The organism is Thalassospira sp. ER-Se-21-Dark (assembly GCF_017922435.1).
Taxonomy (GTDB): Bacteria; Pseudomonadota; Alphaproteobacteria; order Rhodospirillales; family Thalassospiraceae; genus Thalassospira.
Window position 1 is genome coordinate 95,920 of sequence record NZ_VDEZ01000002.1, and the last position, 17,235, is coordinate 113,154.

At 56.4% G+C, this 17,235-nt stretch carries 16 protein-coding genes; 9 read left to right on the plus strand and 7 right to left on the minus strand.

Translation table 11 applies throughout. From position 1 onward, the window contains the following. Positions 1-242: 242 nt before the first annotated feature. From aspS to FHI25_RS08095, 3 genes are all read left to right on the plus strand, one after another. On the plus strand, positions 243-2,030 hold the full coding sequence (gene aspS / locus FHI25_RS08085) for an aspartate--tRNA ligase (protein ID WP_210516665.1): 1,788 nt from the start codon (positions 243-245) through the stop codon (positions 2,028-2,030). 185 nt (positions 2,031-2,215) lie between these two features. Next, positions 2,216-3,148: an SPOR domain-containing protein gene (locus FHI25_RS08090; RefSeq protein WP_246879008.1), complete on the plus strand. Its 933-nt coding sequence runs from the start codon at positions 2,216-2,218 to the stop codon at positions 3,146-3,148. Next, positions 3,148-4,002, plus strand: coding sequence for a DUF1849 family protein (locus FHI25_RS08095; protein ID WP_210516667.1), 855 nt, complete (start codon positions 3,148-3,150; stop codon positions 4,000-4,002). Before FHI25_RS08090 ends, FHI25_RS08095 begins: the two co-directional genes overlap by 1 nt. A gap of 77 nt (positions 4,003-4,079) precedes the next feature. On the opposite strand, the gene FHI25_RS08100 is transcribed toward FHI25_RS08095, so the two are convergent. Next, positions 4,080-4,397, minus strand: coding sequence for a metalloregulator ArsR/SmtB family transcription factor (locus FHI25_RS08100; RefSeq protein ID WP_008891276.1), 318 nt, complete (start codon positions 4,395-4,397; stop codon positions 4,080-4,082). 133 nt (positions 4,398-4,530) lie between these two features. Here FHI25_RS08100 and FHI25_RS08105 point away from each other — a divergent pair, with 133 nt between their 5' ends. The 6 genes from FHI25_RS08105 to dxs all read left to right on the plus strand — a co-directional run bounded on the left by FHI25_RS08105 (position 4,531) and on the right by dxs (position 10,374). After that, positions 4,531-4,779, plus strand: coding sequence for a hypothetical protein (locus tag FHI25_RS08105; RefSeq protein WP_210516669.1), 249 nt, complete (start codon positions 4,531-4,533; stop codon positions 4,777-4,779). Between the two features lie 307 nt (positions 4,780-5,086). Beyond that, the gene (locus FHI25_RS08110) at positions 5,087-6,019 is read left to right on the plus strand and encodes a histone deacetylase family protein (RefSeq protein ID WP_210516671.1); all 933 of its coding nucleotides are present in this window, start codon (positions 5,087-5,089) and stop codon (positions 6,017-6,019) included. A 139-nt stretch (positions 6,020-6,158) separates the two neighbouring features. Then, positions 6,159-6,422 (plus strand): exodeoxyribonuclease VII small subunit, encoded by a 264-nt coding sequence (locus tag FHI25_RS08115; RefSeq protein WP_008891279.1) that lies wholly within the window; start codon positions 6,159-6,161, stop codon positions 6,420-6,422. A 43-nt stretch (positions 6,423-6,465) separates the two neighbouring features. Further along, on the plus strand, positions 6,466-7,347 hold the full coding sequence (locus FHI25_RS08120) for a polyprenyl synthetase family protein (RefSeq protein WP_210518229.1): 882 nt from the start codon (positions 6,466-6,468) through the stop codon (positions 7,345-7,347). 24 nt (positions 7,348-7,371) lie between these two features. After that, positions 7,372-8,340 (plus strand): alpha/beta fold hydrolase, encoded by a 969-nt coding sequence (locus FHI25_RS08125; RefSeq protein ID WP_210516673.1) that lies wholly within the window; start codon positions 7,372-7,374, stop codon positions 8,338-8,340. A gap of 114 nt (positions 8,341-8,454) precedes the next feature. After that, positions 8,455-10,374: a 1-deoxy-D-xylulose-5-phosphate synthase gene (dxs, locus tag FHI25_RS08130; protein ID WP_210516675.1), complete on the plus strand. Its 1,920-nt coding sequence runs from the start codon at positions 8,455-8,457 to the stop codon at positions 10,372-10,374. 77 nt (positions 10,375-10,451) lie between these two features. On the opposite strand, the gene FHI25_RS08135 is transcribed toward dxs, so the two are convergent. The 6 genes from FHI25_RS08135 to FHI25_RS08160 form a co-directional block, all read right to left on the minus strand. Continuing rightward, positions 10,452-11,240, minus strand: a complete 789-nt coding sequence (locus FHI25_RS08135) for an SDR family oxidoreductase (RefSeq protein WP_210516678.1) — start codon at positions 11,238-11,240, stop codon at positions 10,452-10,454. Between the two features lie 102 nt (positions 11,241-11,342). After that, a complete protein-coding gene (locus FHI25_RS08140) occupies positions 11,343-12,050 on the minus strand; it encodes a YkgJ family cysteine cluster protein (protein ID WP_210516680.1) in 708 nt (235 codons plus the stop codon). 266 nt (positions 12,051-12,316) lie between these two features. Beyond that, positions 12,317-13,843 (minus strand): malonyl-CoA synthase, encoded by a 1,527-nt coding sequence (locus FHI25_RS08145; protein WP_246879009.1) that lies wholly within the window; start codon positions 13,841-13,843, stop codon positions 12,317-12,319. Positions 13,844-13,855: 12 nt separating this feature from the next. Continuing rightward, positions 13,856-15,172 carry a malonyl-CoA decarboxylase gene (locus tag FHI25_RS08150; protein WP_008891286.1) on the minus strand — a complete coding sequence of 439 codons (1,317 nt, stop codon included), beginning with the start codon at positions 15,170-15,172 and terminating at the stop codon, positions 13,856-13,858. Beyond that, the gene (locus FHI25_RS08155; RefSeq protein WP_008891287.1) at positions 15,172-16,488 is read right to left on the minus strand and encodes a TRAP transporter large permease; all 1,317 of its coding nucleotides are present in this window, start codon (positions 16,486-16,488) and stop codon (positions 15,172-15,174) included. The genes FHI25_RS08150 and FHI25_RS08155 overlap by 1 nt, the downstream gene beginning before the upstream one ends. A gap of 12 nt (positions 16,489-16,500) precedes the next feature. Next, on the minus strand, positions 16,501-17,190 hold the full coding sequence (locus tag FHI25_RS08160) for a TRAP transporter small permease (protein WP_210516684.1): 690 nt from the start codon (positions 17,188-17,190) through the stop codon (positions 16,501-16,503). Positions 17,191-17,235: the final 45 nt, after the last annotated feature.

A 17,235-nucleotide genomic window follows, 5' to 3' on the forward strand; every position in this document is an offset into this window, starting at 1 on the left:
AGGGCCTGTCTGCGCGTTTTATACCGCTGAAATTTGTTAGGGTCTGACCCCCATTGAATGCTTGAAATGGGGAGCAGACCCTATATACCGCGCCGGTTGGGCAGGGGAACATCACACATAAGCGCCATGGATCACTGGTTGGCGGGCATGTTGTGGTGCGTTTTTTGTTTGACAGCGCGGGTCTGGCATGCACCTTTGCGGCCAAATTTGCGGCCCAAAATACAAAGCAACCTGGAATGACAATGCATCCTTTTCGCTCTCATAACTGTAATGCGCTGCGCGCGACTGACGCCGATGCGGAAGTTCGCCTGTCTGGCTGGATTCACCGTAAACGTGACCACGGCAACCTTCTGTTCGTTGACCTGCGCGACCATTACGGCATCACCCAGGTCGTGATCGATATTTCGAGCCCGCTGTTCGAGACGCTTGATAAAGCGCGCGCTGAAAGCGTGATCACGGTCGATGGCAAGGTTGTCAAACGTACGGCCGAGACCATCAACCCCAACTTGCCGACCGGCGAGATCGAAGTTTATGCATCGAACATCGAAGTTCAGTCTTCGGCCGAAGTTCTGCCGATGCCGGTGTTTGGCGATGTCGAATACGGTGAAGAGGTTCGCCTGCGTCACCGTTATCTCGATCTGCGTCGCGAGAGCGTGCACAAGAACATCGTTCTGCGGTCGCAGGTGATTTCGGCCATGCGTCAGAAAATGACCGCACAGGGCTTCCTTGAAATCCAGACGCCGATCCTGACCGCGAGCTCGCCGGAAGGCGCACGCGACTTCCTGGTGCCGTCGCGTATGCATCCGGGCAAGTTTTATGCCCTGCCGCAGGCGCCGCAGCAGTTCAAACAGCTGCTGATGGTTTCGGGCTTTGACAAATATTTCCAGATTGCACCGTGCTTCCGCGATGAAGACGCACGTGCCGACCGTTCGCCGGGTGAGTTTTACCAGCTCGACTTCGAGATGGCCTTTGCCACCCAGGATGACGTGTTTGCCGCAATCGAGCCGGTTCTGCATGACATCTTCGTCGAGTTCGGCGGTGGTCGTGATGTGACCCCGTATCCGTTCCCGCGCATTCCGTTTGATGAATCGATGGCGAAATACGGATCCGACAAGCCGGACCTGCGTAACCCGCTGATCATTTCGGATGTCACCGAGCCGTTCCGCGGATCGAGCTTTGGCATCTTTGCCTCGAACATCGAAAAAGGTTCGGTTGTTCGTGCGATCCCGGCAACCGGTGCCGCATCGCGCCCGCGCAGCTTCTTTGACAAGCTCAATAACTGGGCACGTGATGAAGGTGCGGCTGGTCTTGGTTACATCGTTTACGGCGAAGACGGCGAAGCAAAAGGCCCGATTGCCAAGAACCTTGATGCTGATCGTATTGCACAGATCAAGGAAATCACCGGCGTTGCCAATGGCGATGCGGTGTTCTTTGCCTGTGACGAGGAGCTGGCCGCTGCCAAGTTCGCCGGTAAGGTCCGTGACAAGGTTTGTGACGAGCTGGAACTGCGCGAAGAGGGCATGTTCAAGTTCTGCTGGATCGTTGACTTCCCGATGTATGAGGAAGACGACGACGGCAAGATCGAATTCAGCCACAACCCGTTCTCGATGCCGCAAGGCGGTCTGGACGCACTTGAAAACATGAACCCGCTTGATATCAAGGCGTGGCAGTATGACATCGTTTGTAACGGTATCGAGCTGTCATCGGGTGCCATTCGTAACCATCGCCCGGACATCATGTACAAGGCGTTCGAGATTGCCGGTTATGGCAAGGACGTTGTCGATGACCGCTTTGGCGGCATGATCAACGCGTTCAAATTCGGCGCCCCGCCGCACGGTGGTTCGGCCCCGGGTGTTGACCGTATCGTCATGTTGCTGGCCGATGAGCCGAACATTCGTGAAGTCATTGCCTTCCCGCTGAACCAGCAGGCACAGGATCTGATGATGAATGCGCCGGCAGAAGTCGATGACAGGCAGCTTAAAGAACTGCACCTGCGTGTGCAGTTGCCGCCGAAAGCGAAAAAAGACTGATGTGTTTTGGGCCTTGCCCGAAATACTGAAGATACAAGCGGCCCGGAGCTTTCCGGGCCGTTTTCTTTTGGGTAAATCTATTGGTTCTTTTGGGTAAATCTATTGGCAATCGTTACCTAATATTAACCGGCATTGGGCCACTGTAGCGGAGGAAAAGAAAATTCGATCCTTCGGGGGATGGCCTGTTGAGAAAAATTCTTGTGGTGGCGGCACCTTTGGCGCTTGGCGCGTGCGGTGGTCCGATTGAGTTGACGGTGGCAAAGCTTGCCGGTGATTTGATCAGCTATGTGTCGACCGGCAAAAGCACAACTGACCATGCGGTTTCTTTCGTTGCCGAGCGTGATTGCGCGTTGCATCGCCCGCTTTTGGAACAGACCATCTGCAAGGACGACGAAACCATCCTGGCCGAAGAGGCCGCAGCCCTTGCCGTGATGGGCGAACCTGAGATTAAACAGGAACTGCGCGTTGCCCGCCCGGAAATCTATGCGGTGAATGCCCCGGCCGAAGATTGGTCACGACCGAGCGCGACGGCGCTTAAATCCAACGCGATTGTCACCACCAACCTGCCGCCACTGACCCCGAAAAAGACCGCGGATGATGCGGTTGAGGTTGCCTCTGCACGTGATCAGATCGAAGTCGAAGACGTTGCCGTTGATCGCAGTGACCTTGGCCCGATCGACCCGCAGGTCGAGGCGGATGCCGCGGTTGCGGGCTATGTCAGTGACGAACCGGCAGCCGAAATTGCCGCGCCACAGGAAACCGTTACTGCCGCATTGGTCGACCCGGCTGTTATGGGTGACGGCGATGATGTGGTGGTCAAACCGGTCGATGCCGCGCTTGACGGGGAAGCCCTTGCAGGGGATGACCTTGCCGCGCCGCTGCCCGGTGATTATGTGGTATTGGCAAGCTTTGCAGATGAAGCGCGTGCCAATAGGGCGCTGGGCCTTTATAAGGAATACCAGCCGCGCCTTTTGAATGCCGAGGTGAAGGGCAAGCCGTATCTTCGTGTTGCGGTCGGGCCGCTTTCGGCAGAACACGCACATGATTTGCGCCTTCTTGCTGCCAAAAAGGGGGTTAAAGATCCCTGGATTGTCGGAGTTGGCGCCACCGGAGAGTGATGTTGTCTGGATTTTTTTCAGAGATTAAGCAACGTCAGCGTTCCCTTAAAGGAACGCTGATCTTTTGTTTGGGTCTTGGTGGCTGTGCCGCGCAGGCTGGCAATGTGACGGGCATCGAAGATGCCATCGTGCCGCATGTGGCGGAATATCACTTCAAGCTGAGCCATGCCGAACAGGGCAGTTCAATCGTTGATGCATCCGGTGTGCTTGGCTATCGCTTTGAAAAGATGTGCGATGGCTGGGTCACGGAAATGCAGCAGATCATGATCCTTCAGGGCAGTGAAGGCACGCCGATCAATTCAGCCTATTCCATGACCCAGTGGGAAGATTTCGACGGGACGGAATATCGTTTCCGCATGCGTGATTATCTTGACGGCACCAAGGTCGACGAGATCGTCGGCAAGGCGGTGCGCAAGGACGATATGGTCAAGGTCAGTTACGAAATCCCGGTCGAGGTCGAGGAAGAACTTCCGGCCGATGCCATGTTCCCGACCCAGCATTCGCTGGTGTTGCTGAAACGTGCGAAAGACGGGGTGCGGTTTGCCAATGATCTGGTGTTTGATGGCAGCGGCGATACCCCGACCAACCGGGTTGCTGTGGTGATTTCAGGCAGCAAGGATGCCGATAACGCCGCCAACGATCCCGACGCGATTGCGCGCGGTGCGTTCCATCGCATGAACCTGGCATTTTATCCGATCGGGGCTGCGGAAAACGGCCCGTCAACCGAGATGGCGGTTGATTTTGGCGATAACGGTGTCGCGCATGGTATGCGCTTTGATTATGGCGAGTTTGAAGTTCTCGGCACCCTTGACAAGGTCACCAAGCTGCCGCTGCCGGAATGCGGCGCGAAGTAAGACAGATCGCCTGTTTCGGACGTAAAAAAGCCTGCCCAAAAAAGGCAGGCTTTTTTAGTGGGGAGTGCCCGGGTGTTTTACGCAGCAGCAGAATTGCGTGAGGCGTTGCAATAAAGCCCGTAGAGGGTCTCGATCACGCGCAGAGCATCGTTACCATTCAGCGAATAGTAGATGGTCTGTGCTTCGCGACGAGTCTGGACGAGCTTGTCACGACGCAGGCGTGCAAGATGCTGCGAGAGGGCGGACTGGCTTAGCCCGACAATGCGTTCGAGTTCGCCAACCGACTTTTCGCCTTCGTTGAGTTGGCAAAGGATAAGCAGTCTGCTCTGATTGCTCATGGCCTTTAACAGGGTGCTAGCCTGTTCGGCCTTTTCTTCTAAGTTGTTAAGTTCCATTTGGCTTCCTTATGAGCCTGACCGCAAGCGGCCATTGTCCCAATGAAAATTCGACAAATCACCAGACGGAGCCATCGGGTGGCTTCTGATCCGACTGGCGCGAAGTCACTGCGGTAATAATACCTAAAGGATAGTGACTTCTGCCACCAACAAATTACAGGAATTCATCGGTAAACTTATTCTCAAGTATATTACAAATCTGTCAAGAGAGTGTTTACTCGGGTCTGTCCTGCTGCTGATGGTGTTTGTGCCGGAATCCGGCCTGTCGAACTTCCTTCCATGCGCCAGATTTTTCTCTGGCGATCGCGAATTTGATCCCCTGGGCGGTGTGCGGGCGAATGAAACCTTTGCACCGATTCCGACAGGACCTGTTTTTATTTGATTATGTTCCCGTTTGCTCGGTTTGAAACATAATCGATACCAGCATATACAAACCCGAGAAAACGGCAAAACTGTGAAAGTATTAGTAGCAGACGTGACACGCGCCAAATGATGCGAAGATCGAAGGCCAAAGAGCTTGCCTTGTCGTTCGGTGATGTGCTGATTTAGAACAAAGAGAAGCATCCGGTTTTGCGCTAGAACAAGCAAAGCAGGATAAAAACAACGGACGCGGTCAACGCGATCCTGTGACCCGGGCTTGGTCCCGGCGCCGCACCATATCGGACCATTCAGGAAGGCGACCCAGAAAAATGGCGACTTTGTTCGTGACCCATCACGATTGTATTGAACATGATACCGGCCCGGGACACCCGGAATGTGCCGATCGTCTGCGCGTGATCCAGCGCGTTTTCGAGGCCGAGGAATTCATGTTCCTTCACCGCGAAGAAGCGCCGCTGGGCGATATCGACCTGATCAAGAAAGTGCATGATCCAGCCTATGTCGACAAGGTGATGGCAAGCATCCCCGACCACGGCATCGAGCCGCTTGATGGCGATACGTATGTTTCGCCGGGGTCGGGCAGGGCGGCATTGCGATCGGTTGGTGGGGCCTGTGTCGCGGTTGATGCGGTCATGGAGGGGCATGAAAGGAATGCCTTTGTCGCCACCCGGCCGCCGGGACATCACGCCGAATATGACAGGGCGATGGGATTTTGCCTGTTTAACAATGCGGCCATTGCCGCCCACCATGCACGCAACAAATTCGGCATCAAGCGGGTGGCGGTGATGGATTTCGATGTCCATCACGGCAATGGCACGCAGGACCTGTTTTATAATGATGCGGACCTGTTTTATTGCTCGACCCATCAATGGCCGCTTTACCCCGGCACCGGGGCCGAAAGCGAACGCGGATGTGCCAATAATATCCTCAATGTCGGCATGGTAGCCGGATCGGGCACCGCCGAAGTACAGGAAGCGTTCAATTCGACGGTCTTGCCCGGTATTGCCGCGTTCAAGCCGGAACTTCTGATCATTTCGGCGGGCTTTGACGGGCACAAGAATGATCCGCTGGCAGGGCTTTGCTATGTGGCGGATGATTTTGTCTGGATGACCAAGCAGTTGATGGATCTTGCCGAGGAACAGTGTGGTGGACGTGTGGTATCGCTGCTTGAGGGAGGGTATGATTTGCCGTCGCTTGCGACCAGTGCCGTGCAACATGTGCGGACATTGATGGGGGCCCATTAAGGGCAGTCCAAGATCAGCCAAAGATCACCCGGCTGTTGCCCGACAAAAGCGTTTCAGTCAGACGAAATTGCGTTCTGTTCGGTTGCCCTGATCGTGACTTGCGCGTAAACTCCGCGCCGATCTAAGAAATGGAGCTTACATGTCCGAGGCTACTGCATCTCCCGCACTTCCTGAAGATATCGCGAAACTGAGTTTCGAAGAGGCGCTTGGGCAGCTTGAAACCCTTGTGCGTCAGCTTGAACAGGGTCAGGTCGGGCTTGATGACGCCATTGCGTCCTATGAACGCGGTGCGGCGCTGAAACGCCATTGCGCGGACAAACTGCGCGCGGCTGAAGAGCGCATCGAAAAAATCACCCTGAATGCGGATGGCCGCCCGTCGGCAACCCCAACTGAAATTGAATAGGGCGATTGCCCCTTAACTTTCGGAGACCGTCGTGAGTTACGACATGATTGCCGAACTGAGTGCGGCGTCTGCTGATCTGGGCGAGACGCTTGACGGGATCCTGCCCCGCGCCAATGGCCAGATCGAGCAACGCCTGTATCAGGCGATGCGCTATTCGACGCTGGGCGATGGCAAACGCTTACGCCCGTTTCTGGTGCTGAGCTCTGCCGGGTTATTCAAGGTATCGCGTCGCTCGGCCCTTCGCGTGGCCGCCGCGGTCGAGATGGTGCACAGCTATTCGCTGATCCATGATGATCTGCCGGCGATGGATGACGACGATCTGCGTCGCGGCAAGCCCAGCTGCCACAAGCAGTTTGACGAGGCGACAGCGATTTTGGCCGGTGATGCATTGCTGACCCAGGCGTTTGAAGTGCTGGCCGATGAAGATACTCATCCTGATCCGCGCGTTTGCACCGATCTTGTCCGTGCCCTTGCCCGTGCGGCGGGACCACATGGCATGGTTGGTGGGCAAATGATTGATCTGGCGGGCGAAGGACAGAGTTTTGATCAGGCGCAGGTAACCCATCTGCATTTGCTTAAAACCGGACGGATGTTTGCCTTTGCCTGCGAAGCCGGGGCGATCCTTGGCAAGGCACCGAAAAGCATTCGTTTGGCGCTTCGGTCCTATGCGCATGACATGGGGCTGGCCTTCCAGATCAAGGATGACATCCTTGATGTCGAGGCAAGTTCGGAAGAACTGGGCAAGACGGCTGGTAAGGATGTCGATCAGGAAAAATCGACCTTCGTCAAATTGCTCGGTCTTGATCAGGCCCGCGAACAGGCCAGAATGCTGTGTGATCAGGCGATCAATCATCTGAACTGCTTTGACGACGAGGCCGAACCGCTGCGTGCGGTGGCACGTTTTGTAGTTGAACGCGGCCGTTAGCGGCTGTGGTCCTAGATCATCACCATGACCGATCATGCGCCATATACAGCCGGTTTTCGTGACCGGCTGTTTGACAAGGATCCGTTTCCGTTAGCGATCTGGTATCCGGCGACGGCACCTGAAAGTTCCGTGCGCCATATGGGCGTGGTTTCCAGTGCTGCGCGCGGGGCCGCCTTTGCCGATGATGGCCCGTTTCCCATCGTGCTGTTTTCGCATGGGTCGGAAGGGCATCGGTTCAATCAGTTCTGGTTGGCGGAATACCTGGCGCGGCGGGGCTATATCGTCGCCGCCCCGCAGCATCATGGCGATAATTACCTCGATGCGTCCGAAGCGCGGCAATTGGCGATTATCGAGCGCCGCCCGCAGGAAATGCGTCTGGCGCTTGATTTGTTGTTGGCGCATGACGAGATCGGGCCGCAGATTGATCAGGATAAAATCTATGCCCTTGGCCATTCGGCGGGCGGGGCGACGGTCCTTAAGCTGGCGGGTTGGGATTTCGATGCCAAGGCCTGGCAGGATTACTGCGAAATCAATGCCGATAATGACCACGTGATTTGCCAGCACGCGCCAAGCGATGATCACCTTGACCGGTTGAACAATGTGTATGGCGGGCCGGTGGTGTCCGAGCGCGATGACCGGATTGCGGCCATCATCGCGATTGCGCCAGCCTTTGGCGTGGCAGCGACCGATGCGGGACTTGGCGATATTGATATCCCGATGCTGTTTGTCGAAGCCGATAAGGACGAAATCCTGCATGACCATGTTAACGCCGCACACTTCCGCAAGCTGTTGCGCGGGCGGGCAAAGTTTGTGAAGGTCAAGGGGGCCGGGCACTATTCATTCTTGCCGAAATGCACCCCATATATTGCAGAGAATTTTGGCTATTTATGCCGCGATTTTGGTCAGGATCGCGACACCATTCACCGCACGGTCGAGCAAGTGATCCACCGTTTCCTCGATAAGGTAAAAACCGGTGAAATTCAGGGTCGCTAATTCGGTCGAACCTCGCTATTTTACGCAGCTTGCAACATGGCGCTATAACAGTCACCCTGTTGCTGGGTCCTGACCCGAACCAACGCCATATAAAAAATTGAAATCGAGATCGGAATGAGCACGACCTCCAAGACCCCGCTGCTGGATACCATCAACACCCCCGAAGAGCTGCGCAAGTTGCAGCCTGCCCAGATGAAGCAGGTTGCCGACGAATTGCGCGCCGAGGTGATTGATGCGGTATCGGTGACCGGCGGGCATCTGGGCGCTGGGCTTGGTGTGGTCGAGCTGACGGTTGCGATCCATTACCTGTTTGATACGCCCTATGACCGTTTGATCTGGGATGTCGGTCATCAGTGCTATCCGCATAAAATCCTGACCGGGCGGCGTGATCGTATCCGCACCATTCGTCAGGGTGGTGGTTTGTCAGGTTTCACCAAACGATCCGAATCCGAATATGATCCGTTCGGGGCGGGGCATAGCTCTACCTCGATCTCGGCAGGCCTCGGTATGGCGGTGGCCAACCAGCTATCGGATGACAAGCGCAAGAACGTGATTGCCGTGATCGGCGACGGATCGATGAGTGCGGGCATGGCCTATGAGGCGATGAACAATGCCGCCGCCACCGATCAGCGTTTGATCGTCATCCTGAACGATAACGACATGTCGATTGCCCCGCCGGTGGGATCGATGTCGGGCTATTTGTCGCGCCTGATTTCGGGCAAGGGATATCAGGGGCTGCGCAATGCGGCCAAGGGCCTGACCAAACATCTGCCGCGCCAGATCGAAGAGGCCGCGCGCAAGCTTGAAGAATATACCCGTGGCATGGTTACGGGCGGCACCCTGTTTGAAGAAATGGGCTTTTTCTATGTCGGGCCGATTGATGGTCACAACATGGATCATCTGTTGCCGGTTTTGAAAAACGTCCGCGATGCCGATGTTGATGGCCCGATCCTGATCCATGCCGTTACGCAAAAGGGCAAGGGCTATGGCCCGGCGGAAAATGCGGCTGATAAATATCATGGCGTTGCCAAGTTTGACGTTGTCACCGGCAAGCAGGCCAAGCCGACCCCGAATGCGCCGAGCTACACCAAGGTGTATGGCGAAACGCTGGTCAAGCTTGCCGAGAAGGACGAGAAAGTTACCGCGATCACGGCCGCAATGCCATCGGGCACGGGTGTGAATATCTTTGCCGATCATTTCCCCGATCGTGCCTTTGACGTCGGGATTGCCGAACAGCATGCGGTGACCTTTGCCGCCGGGATGGCGTGCGAAGGGTACAAGCCGTTTTGCACGCTGTATTCGACCTTCCTGCAGCGCGGTTATGATCAGGTTGTCCATGATGTCGCGATCCAGAACCTGCCGGTGCGTTTCGCGATGGACCGTGCCGGACTGGTCGGCGCGGACGGCGCGACCCATGCCGGGGCCTATGACATTGCCTATCTTGGCTGTTTGCCGAACTTCGTTCTGATGGCGGCCGCCGATGAAGCCGAGCTTGTCCATATGACCACGACCGCCTGGGCGATTGATGATCGACCAAGTGCGTTCCGCTATCCGCGCGGTGAGGGTGTTGGCGTTGAAATGCCGGCCGAGGGGAAAGTCCTTGAAATCGGCAAGGGCCGTATCCTGCGCGAGGGGGGCAAGATTGCCATCCTGTCTTATGGTACGCGACTGGCCGAGGCGCTTATTGCGGCTGAGGATTTGGCTGCGCGTGGTCTTCCGGCGACGGTTGCCGATGCGCGCTTTGCCAAACCGCTCGACCATCAACTGATTGCGGACCTTGCACGCAACCATGAAGTCCTGATCACCATCGAAGAAGGATCGATCAACGGCTTTGGCGCGATGGTGCTGCAGCATATGGCAGGTCAGGGATTGCTTGATAACGGGCTTAAGATTCGCACCATGGCACTGCCAGATGCGCTGATTGATCATGACAAGCCGGAAATCCAGTACGAGAAGGCCGGGCTTGATGCCAAGGCCATCGTCAAGACCGCGCTTGGTGCGCTTGGCATGAGCGAAAGCAAGGCACGCGCCTGATCAGGTCAAAGAATTTCGAGTTAAAAAAGGCCGGTTGTCGGAAATGACAGACCGGCCTTTTTCGTTCTTGGCGTGTGTCAGTCGACGTAAATCATCTTGTGCGTCATGCCGCCATCAATGCGGATGGTTTCGCCGGTCATGAAGCCGGATTTATCGCCATCCAAGAGGAAGGAGACAGCCTGTGCGATGTCTTCGGGTTTACCAACACGGCCAACCGGGTGTTGGGCCTTGTCGGCTTCGCTGTGATCGGGTTCGGTTTTGTTGGCGTTTTTCTGCCAGTCGCCAACTTCGATCCAACCCGGTGCGATGGCGTTGACGCGAATGTCACCCGCAAGGCTGACCGCCAGCGCATGAGTCAGGGCAACAATGCCGCCCTTGGACGCGGCATAGGGTTCAGTGTTGGCCTCTGACTGGAAGGCGCGGGTGGAGGCGATATTGACAATCGCGCCCTTGGTATCGCGCAGATGCTGTGTCGCGTGTTTGGTTGCCAGAAACGCACCACCCAGATTGACATTGATCACGCGTTGCCATTGATCCCATTCAAGGTCTTCGATGTTGGGGACATGGGGATTGGCGATCCCGGCATTGTTGATCAGGCCATCGATGCGGCCAAACCGGTCAACACATTGCTGGATGCAAAGTTTGATGTCGGGCTCATGGGCGACATCGCCCTGCAGGAACAATGTGCGGTCGCGTTCAGCATCCTTCAGGCTATCAAGCGCGTCCTCGCCCGCATCGGCATCAAGATCAAACATCGCGACCTTCCAGCCAAGGCCCAGAAGATGCTTTGAGATGCCAAGGCCCAAGCCCTGGGCGCCACCGGTGACAAAGGCCACGCGTGGTGATTTTGCGGACGGGTTATCCATGTCTGCCCCATTTGATTGTGATGGCAAGGCCGGGCGGATGCGCAGCCCTTGAGGAACTCTGGGGAAATGGTCCTGTTTGCGCGAAATTGCAAGGCGTTTGTATCAGGCGGATACTGACCCGTTTTCAAGCCGATCGAGCAGGGCGTGAACGAAGCCTTCCTGACGCCCGTTAAGGCCGCGACGGGTTGCGAGATTTTGCAGCGCCTCGGTTGCTGCGATATGCAGGCGGTAATGGCCGGGATCCTGATCAATGCGGCTGGATTGTTGCGCACTGTCGCCAAACACCATGGCATGACACAGGCCGGCATTGGCCGAGGTAAAGGCGCGACAGGTCAGCGGGCGGATGGCGTAAATGCTGCAGCGATCCTGTTCATCAAGCAACGGGCAACGCACCCGGACGTCCGCGGTTGTTGTATATTGTTCGATATCGGTTGCGGCACTGCGCAGGCGATCTTTCAGGGCGTCGATCTGTGGCGTGGTGAAAGTTGCCGAGATGTGGGCAGCGATCAGGTCGGTCACACCGGGCGGGACACTGACAAACAGGTGGCAGCAGGCGCTGCATTGATCGCGACAGGCGCGCGGGTAAGGGTTGGGGAAGCTTTGGCGCAAAAGGGTGGCGGCCTGTTCAAGTATCGCCATGGTGGCCCCGGCGGCATCGGCAAGCGTATCGGCCGCATCAAGGGCGCGGTCCAGTTCGGTGCGGAAATCGGCAAACATCTGTTCGTAGCGCCGCGAGGCCTCGGTCGTCAGGGCGCCGGTTTGTGCGATGTTGCGCGAAACCCGGTCTATTGCGTCATCAAGCTTGGTCATCAATCCCAGTTACTTTCGTGCTGGTCCCTACGAAAGGCCTTCAGATTGGTTGTTGGTCGTTGTCTAATTTAGCATTGTTTGGCGTTATTCCCTAAAAATTGCATAACGGCGGAATTTGTGACGTTCGGGTTTTGGGGGCAGACAAAAAAAACCGGCCAGATAAATCCGGCCGGGGAGGTAGGGTCAGAGACCCGATGGGTGCTGCGGGAAAGAGCTTTCTGTTAGCAGGAAAGGCTCCGGGCAGCGGGAGTATAAGACTGCAACGCTTATGCTGCAGGGGAGGTAAAGGTGTCTTCGTATTGTTTGCGCAGCTGGGCCTTCTGGATTTTGCCCATGGTGTTGCGCGGCAGTTCCTTGATCACCCAGATGCGCTTGGGCACCTTGAATTTGGCCAGCTTGTCCTGGGTGCGTTTGATGATGGCTTCGGGGTCGGCCTTATCGCCATTGGCAGCGACAATCACACCGGCAACGGCTTCGCCGAAGTCGGGATGGGGCAGGCCAAAGATCGCGACTTCATCGACCTCGTCATATTCGGCGATGACTTCTTCGACTTCCTTGGGATAGACGTTAAAGCCACCGGAAATGATCAGGTCCTTGTCGCGGCCAACGATGGTGACATAGCCGTCTTCGCCGATGGTGGCGAGATCGCCGGTGATAAAGAAGCCGTCGGAGCGGAACTCTGACGCGGTTTTTTCCGGCATCTGCCAGTAACCCTTGAAGACGTTCGGACCACGGACTTCAAGCACGCCGATTTCACCAGCCCCCAGAACATTGCCATCCTTGTCACAAACGCGGGCCTCGATCCCCGGAAGGGTCGGACCAACCGCACCCGGACGGCGTTCGCCATCCAACGGGTTGGACGTGTTCATGCAGGTTTCGGTCATGCCATAGCGTTCAAGGATCTTGTGACCGGTGCGTTCAAAGAATGCGTCATGGGTTTCAGCCAGAAGCGGCGCCGAGCCCGAGACGAACAGACGCATGTTGGCGGTAACATCCTTGGTGAATTTCGGATGTGCGAGCAGGCGGGTATAGAAGGTCGGAACGCCCATCAAGACGGTTGATTGCGGCAGGCGTTCGATCACGTCATCGGCATCGAATTTCGGAAGCAGGATCACCTTGCCGCCATTCATCAGCATGATGTTGATCGCAACAAACAGCCCGTGGGTATGAAACAGCGGCAGGGCATGCAGCAAAGTATCACCCGGCTTGAAGCCCCATGCCTGATGCAGGGTTTTGGCGTTCGAACCCAGATTATTATGGGTCAGCATCGCGCCCTTAGACCGGCCGGTGGTGCCCGATGTGTACAGGATGGCGGCAACGTCATCCTTGTCGGCGGCGACGATGTCGGTCATGGCGGTGGCGTTTGCGGCCTCGTCATTGAGGCTGCCATCGGCGTTTGAACCAAGCGACAGGACAGCCGCGACGTCATTCTTGTCACCCAGTTCCTTGGCCGCATCAATATGGCCCGGACGGCAGACGAAGACACGCGGAGCGGCATCACCCAGGAAATAGGCGATTTCATCACCGGTATAGGCAGTGTTGAGCGGCAAGTGAATGGCGCCAAGTTGCAGGCAAGCCAGATAGAGCGCGATCACATCGGATGATTTGTCAACCTGGGCGGCAACGCGGTCACCCTTGACCACACCATGGGATGTCAGCACCGACGCATAACGACCAGTGCGATCAAGCAGCCACGAAAAACTGCGTTCGGTGCCGTCGCGTTCAATCAGAAACGTGCGGGATTTGTCGGCCGGAAAACGGTCCAGAAATGTTTGAAGAAGATTATCTGACATGGTCATACCTGTTTAAATTCCGGCAAGCTGTGCGACGGATTTCGATGTGGCGATCTTTCCGTCATTCATCAGTGCTTCGTGGTTTTTCTCGATATCATTGAGGTGATAGGCGTAGTTCACCATCATGCCGCCCGCCTGACGCAGACCCTTTTCGGAGGTGTCGCCAAGCCAGTTCAGGCGTTCAAGCTGTGCACCATTGCCCAGATGGAAGCGGGCAGTGGGATCAAGCGGGGACTTGCCACGTTTGCAGGTGGCAAGATAGGTGGCACACAGCGCCAAAGTCGGTTTTTGCAGCTTGGCGACCTTGATCGGATCGTTGATCCAGTCGTCTTCGCTAAGCCCGTCAAGCACCTGACCGGCAAGCTCGGCGTCGTCGGCCTTGCTTTTCTGGCGGGTGCGCAGCCAGCCCATGAAGCCCGGAATGGGCGACAGGGTGGCGAATTGCTTGAGCTGCGGGAATTCGCGTTTGAGTTCCTCGACCACCTGTTTGATCAGGAAGTTGCCAAACGAAATGCCCTTAAGGCCTGCCTGACAGTTGCTGATCGAATAGAAGATCGCAGTGTTGGCAGTTTCCGGCGCCTTTTCATCGATTTCCGGGGCCAGAAGCGCCTGAACGCTATCAGCCAAGCCATGCACGAGGGCGACTTCAACAAAGATCAGCGGATCGTCGGGGATGGCCGGATGGAAGAAGGCAAAGCATTTCCGGTCGGTTGCCAGACGACGACGCAGATCTTCCCAGCCCTGAATTTCATGGACTGCCTCATAGCGGATCAGTTTTTCAAGGATGGCCGCCGAGGTATCCCAATCAATGTGGCGCAACTCAAGGAAGCCACGGTTGAACCAGCTTGTCAGCAGGTGCTGCATATCGGCATTGAGCGGTTCAAGGTCGCGGTTGTTTTTCAGAAGCGCAATCAGGGTTTCACGCATATCGACAATGGCCCGCGTACCACCCGGCGCCATGTTGATCTTGCGCAGCAGTTCCTGACGGATCGGCTCGGACGTTTGGGTCAGGACGGCGAGGTTTGCCTCGGACGGGTCCTTGGCAAAGGCCTCGGCGGCCTTGGTGACCTTGGCGCGATCAGCACTAAAGTCATTTTGCATCATCCGGAAGAAGGCCAGATGGTCTTCTTCGGGAAGGTTTTCCCAAAGCCGCACCACTTCGCGTGCCGCCGCGGTGCCACGTGCCTCGCCCTTTTGCGAAACAAGGTCCTTGCACATGGCGCCAAGCTGCTTGAGCGGGTCCTGCGGGGTCGAGAGTGGCAGATCAAGCAGTTCGCGACCACGGTCGGCAATGCTTGAAAGCCAGCTTTTGACAGACATGCCTGACATTAGCGTCCTCCGATGATGGTTTCCGGAAGCCAGGTGGCGATCTGCGGGAAGAAGCACAGAATGATGATCGCTGCGATCATGCACATCACGTAAGGGAAGGCGCCCTTAAGGATGCTCTGCAGGCGGATATCGGGTGCAATGCCATTGATGACATACAGGTTCAAACCAACCGGCGGGGTGATCAGGCCGATTTCCATGTTGATCGTCAGGATCACGGCAAACCAGTAAGGATCGAAACCGGCATTGATGATCACCGGCAGCAGGATCGGTGCGCTCATCAGGATGACTGCGACCGGCGGCAGGAAGAAGCCACTGATCAGCAGGAACACGTTGATGAAGCCCATCAGAACCCAACGGTTGACCTCAAGCGCGGAAATCCACTGTGCAATCGACTGGGTGATGAACAGCGATGACAGCATGTAGCTAAACAGGCCGGCAGCCCCGATGATCAGCAGGATCATCACGGATTCCTTGGTGGTGTCACGCATGACATTCCAAAGCTGACCCGGTTTCCACATGCGATAAACGATCATCGCGGTGATCAGGCAGAACAGTGCACCAACGCCAGCCGTTTCCGAAGGTGTCGCAACACCGCCATAAAGGGCGAACAGAACCGCACCGATGATGACAAGGAAGGGCAGAACACGCGGAAGGATTTCAAACTTTTCCTTCCATGTGTATTTGACAACACCAAGGGCGGCCTGGGCGTTGCCCTGACGCCAGGTCGAATAGAGCGACCAGGCCATGAACAGGGCGGTGACCAGAAGACCCGGCAGAAGACCGGCAAGGAACAGGCGCCCGATCGAGGTTTCGGTCGAGATGCCATAAACAATCATGGTGACACTTGGCGGAATCAGGATGCCCAGCGTACCGCCAGCGGCAATCGAGCCGGCTGCGACCGTATCGGGGAAGCCGCGTTCGCGCATCGCCGGGATGCCCATCTTGCCGATTGCGGCACAGGTGGCAGGCGATGAACCAGACAGGGCGGAAAAGATCGCGCAGGCGCCAAGGTTTGAAATCACAAGTCCGCCCGGAATACGGGTCAGCCAGCGATCGAGAACGGAATACAAGTCACCACCGGCCCGAGACGAGGCAACAACCGCCCCCATCAGGATAAACATCGGGATGGCGAGAACTTCGAAACTTTCGAGCTTGCCGAACAGGATTTCCGGCAACAGCGGCAGTGATCCGGTGCCATCAAAGGTGATGATGAAGCCGACACTGACCAGAAGCAGGCCAATACCGACCGGAATGCCGGAGAAAAGAACAAGGGTGGTTGCGATGCCGACAACGGCCGCAAGAAGCAAGGGATCCATGATGCGGCCTCCTTAGGAAATGTCGTCGCGAATATCGAACGGTGTCGATCTGCGGGTGATAAGCGACAGGAAATCGGCAAAGAATTGCAGGAACAGCAAGCCAAAGCCGATCGGCAGCGCGGTGTAGGGTTTCCAGAGTGCGACGGCCCAGATGGTTTCAGACAACCAGCCGCCTTCATAGGCCTCGATCACCAGTTCCAGACCATAGAAGCCAAACAGGGCACTGATTGCCATGCCACATGACAGGGTCAGGATGGCAAGGGTCATGCGGGCGCCGCGTTTGAGGTACATCGGGAACAGGTCAACATTGACGTGACCGCGCAGCAATTGAACATAGGGCAGGCCGACCAGTGTTGCGCCGATCATCAGGAAGATGACGGCTTCGGTCTGCCAGACGGTGGATTCATTGAGCACATAACGCATGAAGACCAGCTGGCAGATGATCAGCATCGCAATGGCAAACATGCTTGCCGATGCGATCCCGCAAATGCGCGATAGGAAATGGATGGCAGAAATGACGCCATCAAGCGGGCCCTTTGGCGCCTGGGACCGGTTTGCGGCCATGGCGTTTTGATGGTCGATCGGCTCGACATCAGGCGGGGGAGGCATATCTGATTTAACGGAATGCGACGCACTTTGTGTCTGCGTGAAATCGTCTGGCAGATCAATCGGAAGTGGGTGCGGGGACATGGCGTTCGACACGCGCGTTCTCCTCTGACGGAACCGTATTGGTCTATATTTTTTGTA

Coding starts and splice junctions, on each gene's coding strand:
- aspS (WP_210516665.1), top strand. CDS start 243: ATGCATCCTTTTCGCTCTCATAACTGTAATGCGCTGCGCGCGACTGAC.
- FHI25_RS08095 (WP_210516667.1), top strand. CDS start 3,148: ATGTTGTCTGGATTTTTTTCAGAGATTAAGCAACGTCAGCGTTCCCTT.
- FHI25_RS08100 (WP_008891276.1), bottom strand. CDS start 4,397: ATGGAACTTAACAACTTAGAAGAAAAGGCCGAACAGGCTAGCACCCTG.
- FHI25_RS08110 (WP_210516671.1), top strand. CDS start 5,087: ATGGCGACTTTGTTCGTGACCCATCACGATTGTATTGAACATGATACC.
- FHI25_RS08115 (WP_008891279.1), top strand. CDS start 6,159: ATGTCCGAGGCTACTGCATCTCCCGCACTTCCTGAAGATATCGCGAAA.
- FHI25_RS08120 (WP_210518229.1), top strand. CDS start 6,466: ATGATTGCCGAACTGAGTGCGGCGTCTGCTGATCTGGGCGAGACGCTT.
- FHI25_RS08125 (WP_210516673.1), top strand. CDS start 7,372: ATGACCGATCATGCGCCATATACAGCCGGTTTTCGTGACCGGCTGTTT.
- dxs (WP_210516675.1), top strand. CDS start 8,455: ATGAGCACGACCTCCAAGACCCCGCTGCTGGATACCATCAACACCCCC.
- FHI25_RS08135 (WP_210516678.1), bottom strand. CDS start 11,240: ATGGATAACCCGTCCGCAAAATCACCACGCGTGGCCTTTGTCACCGGT.
- FHI25_RS08140 (WP_210516680.1), bottom strand. CDS start 12,050: ATGACCAAGCTTGATGACGCAATAGACCGGGTTTCGCGCAACATCGCA.
- FHI25_RS08145 (WP_246879009.1), bottom strand. CDS start 13,843: ATGTCAGATAATCTTCTTCAAACATTTCTGGACCGTTTTCCGGCCGAC.
- FHI25_RS08150 (WP_008891286.1), bottom strand. CDS start 15,172: ATGTCAGGCATGTCTGTCAAAAGCTGGCTTTCAAGCATTGCCGACCGT.
- FHI25_RS08155 (WP_008891287.1), bottom strand. CDS start 16,488: ATGGATCCCTTGCTTCTTGCGGCCGTTGTCGGCATCGCAACCACCCTT.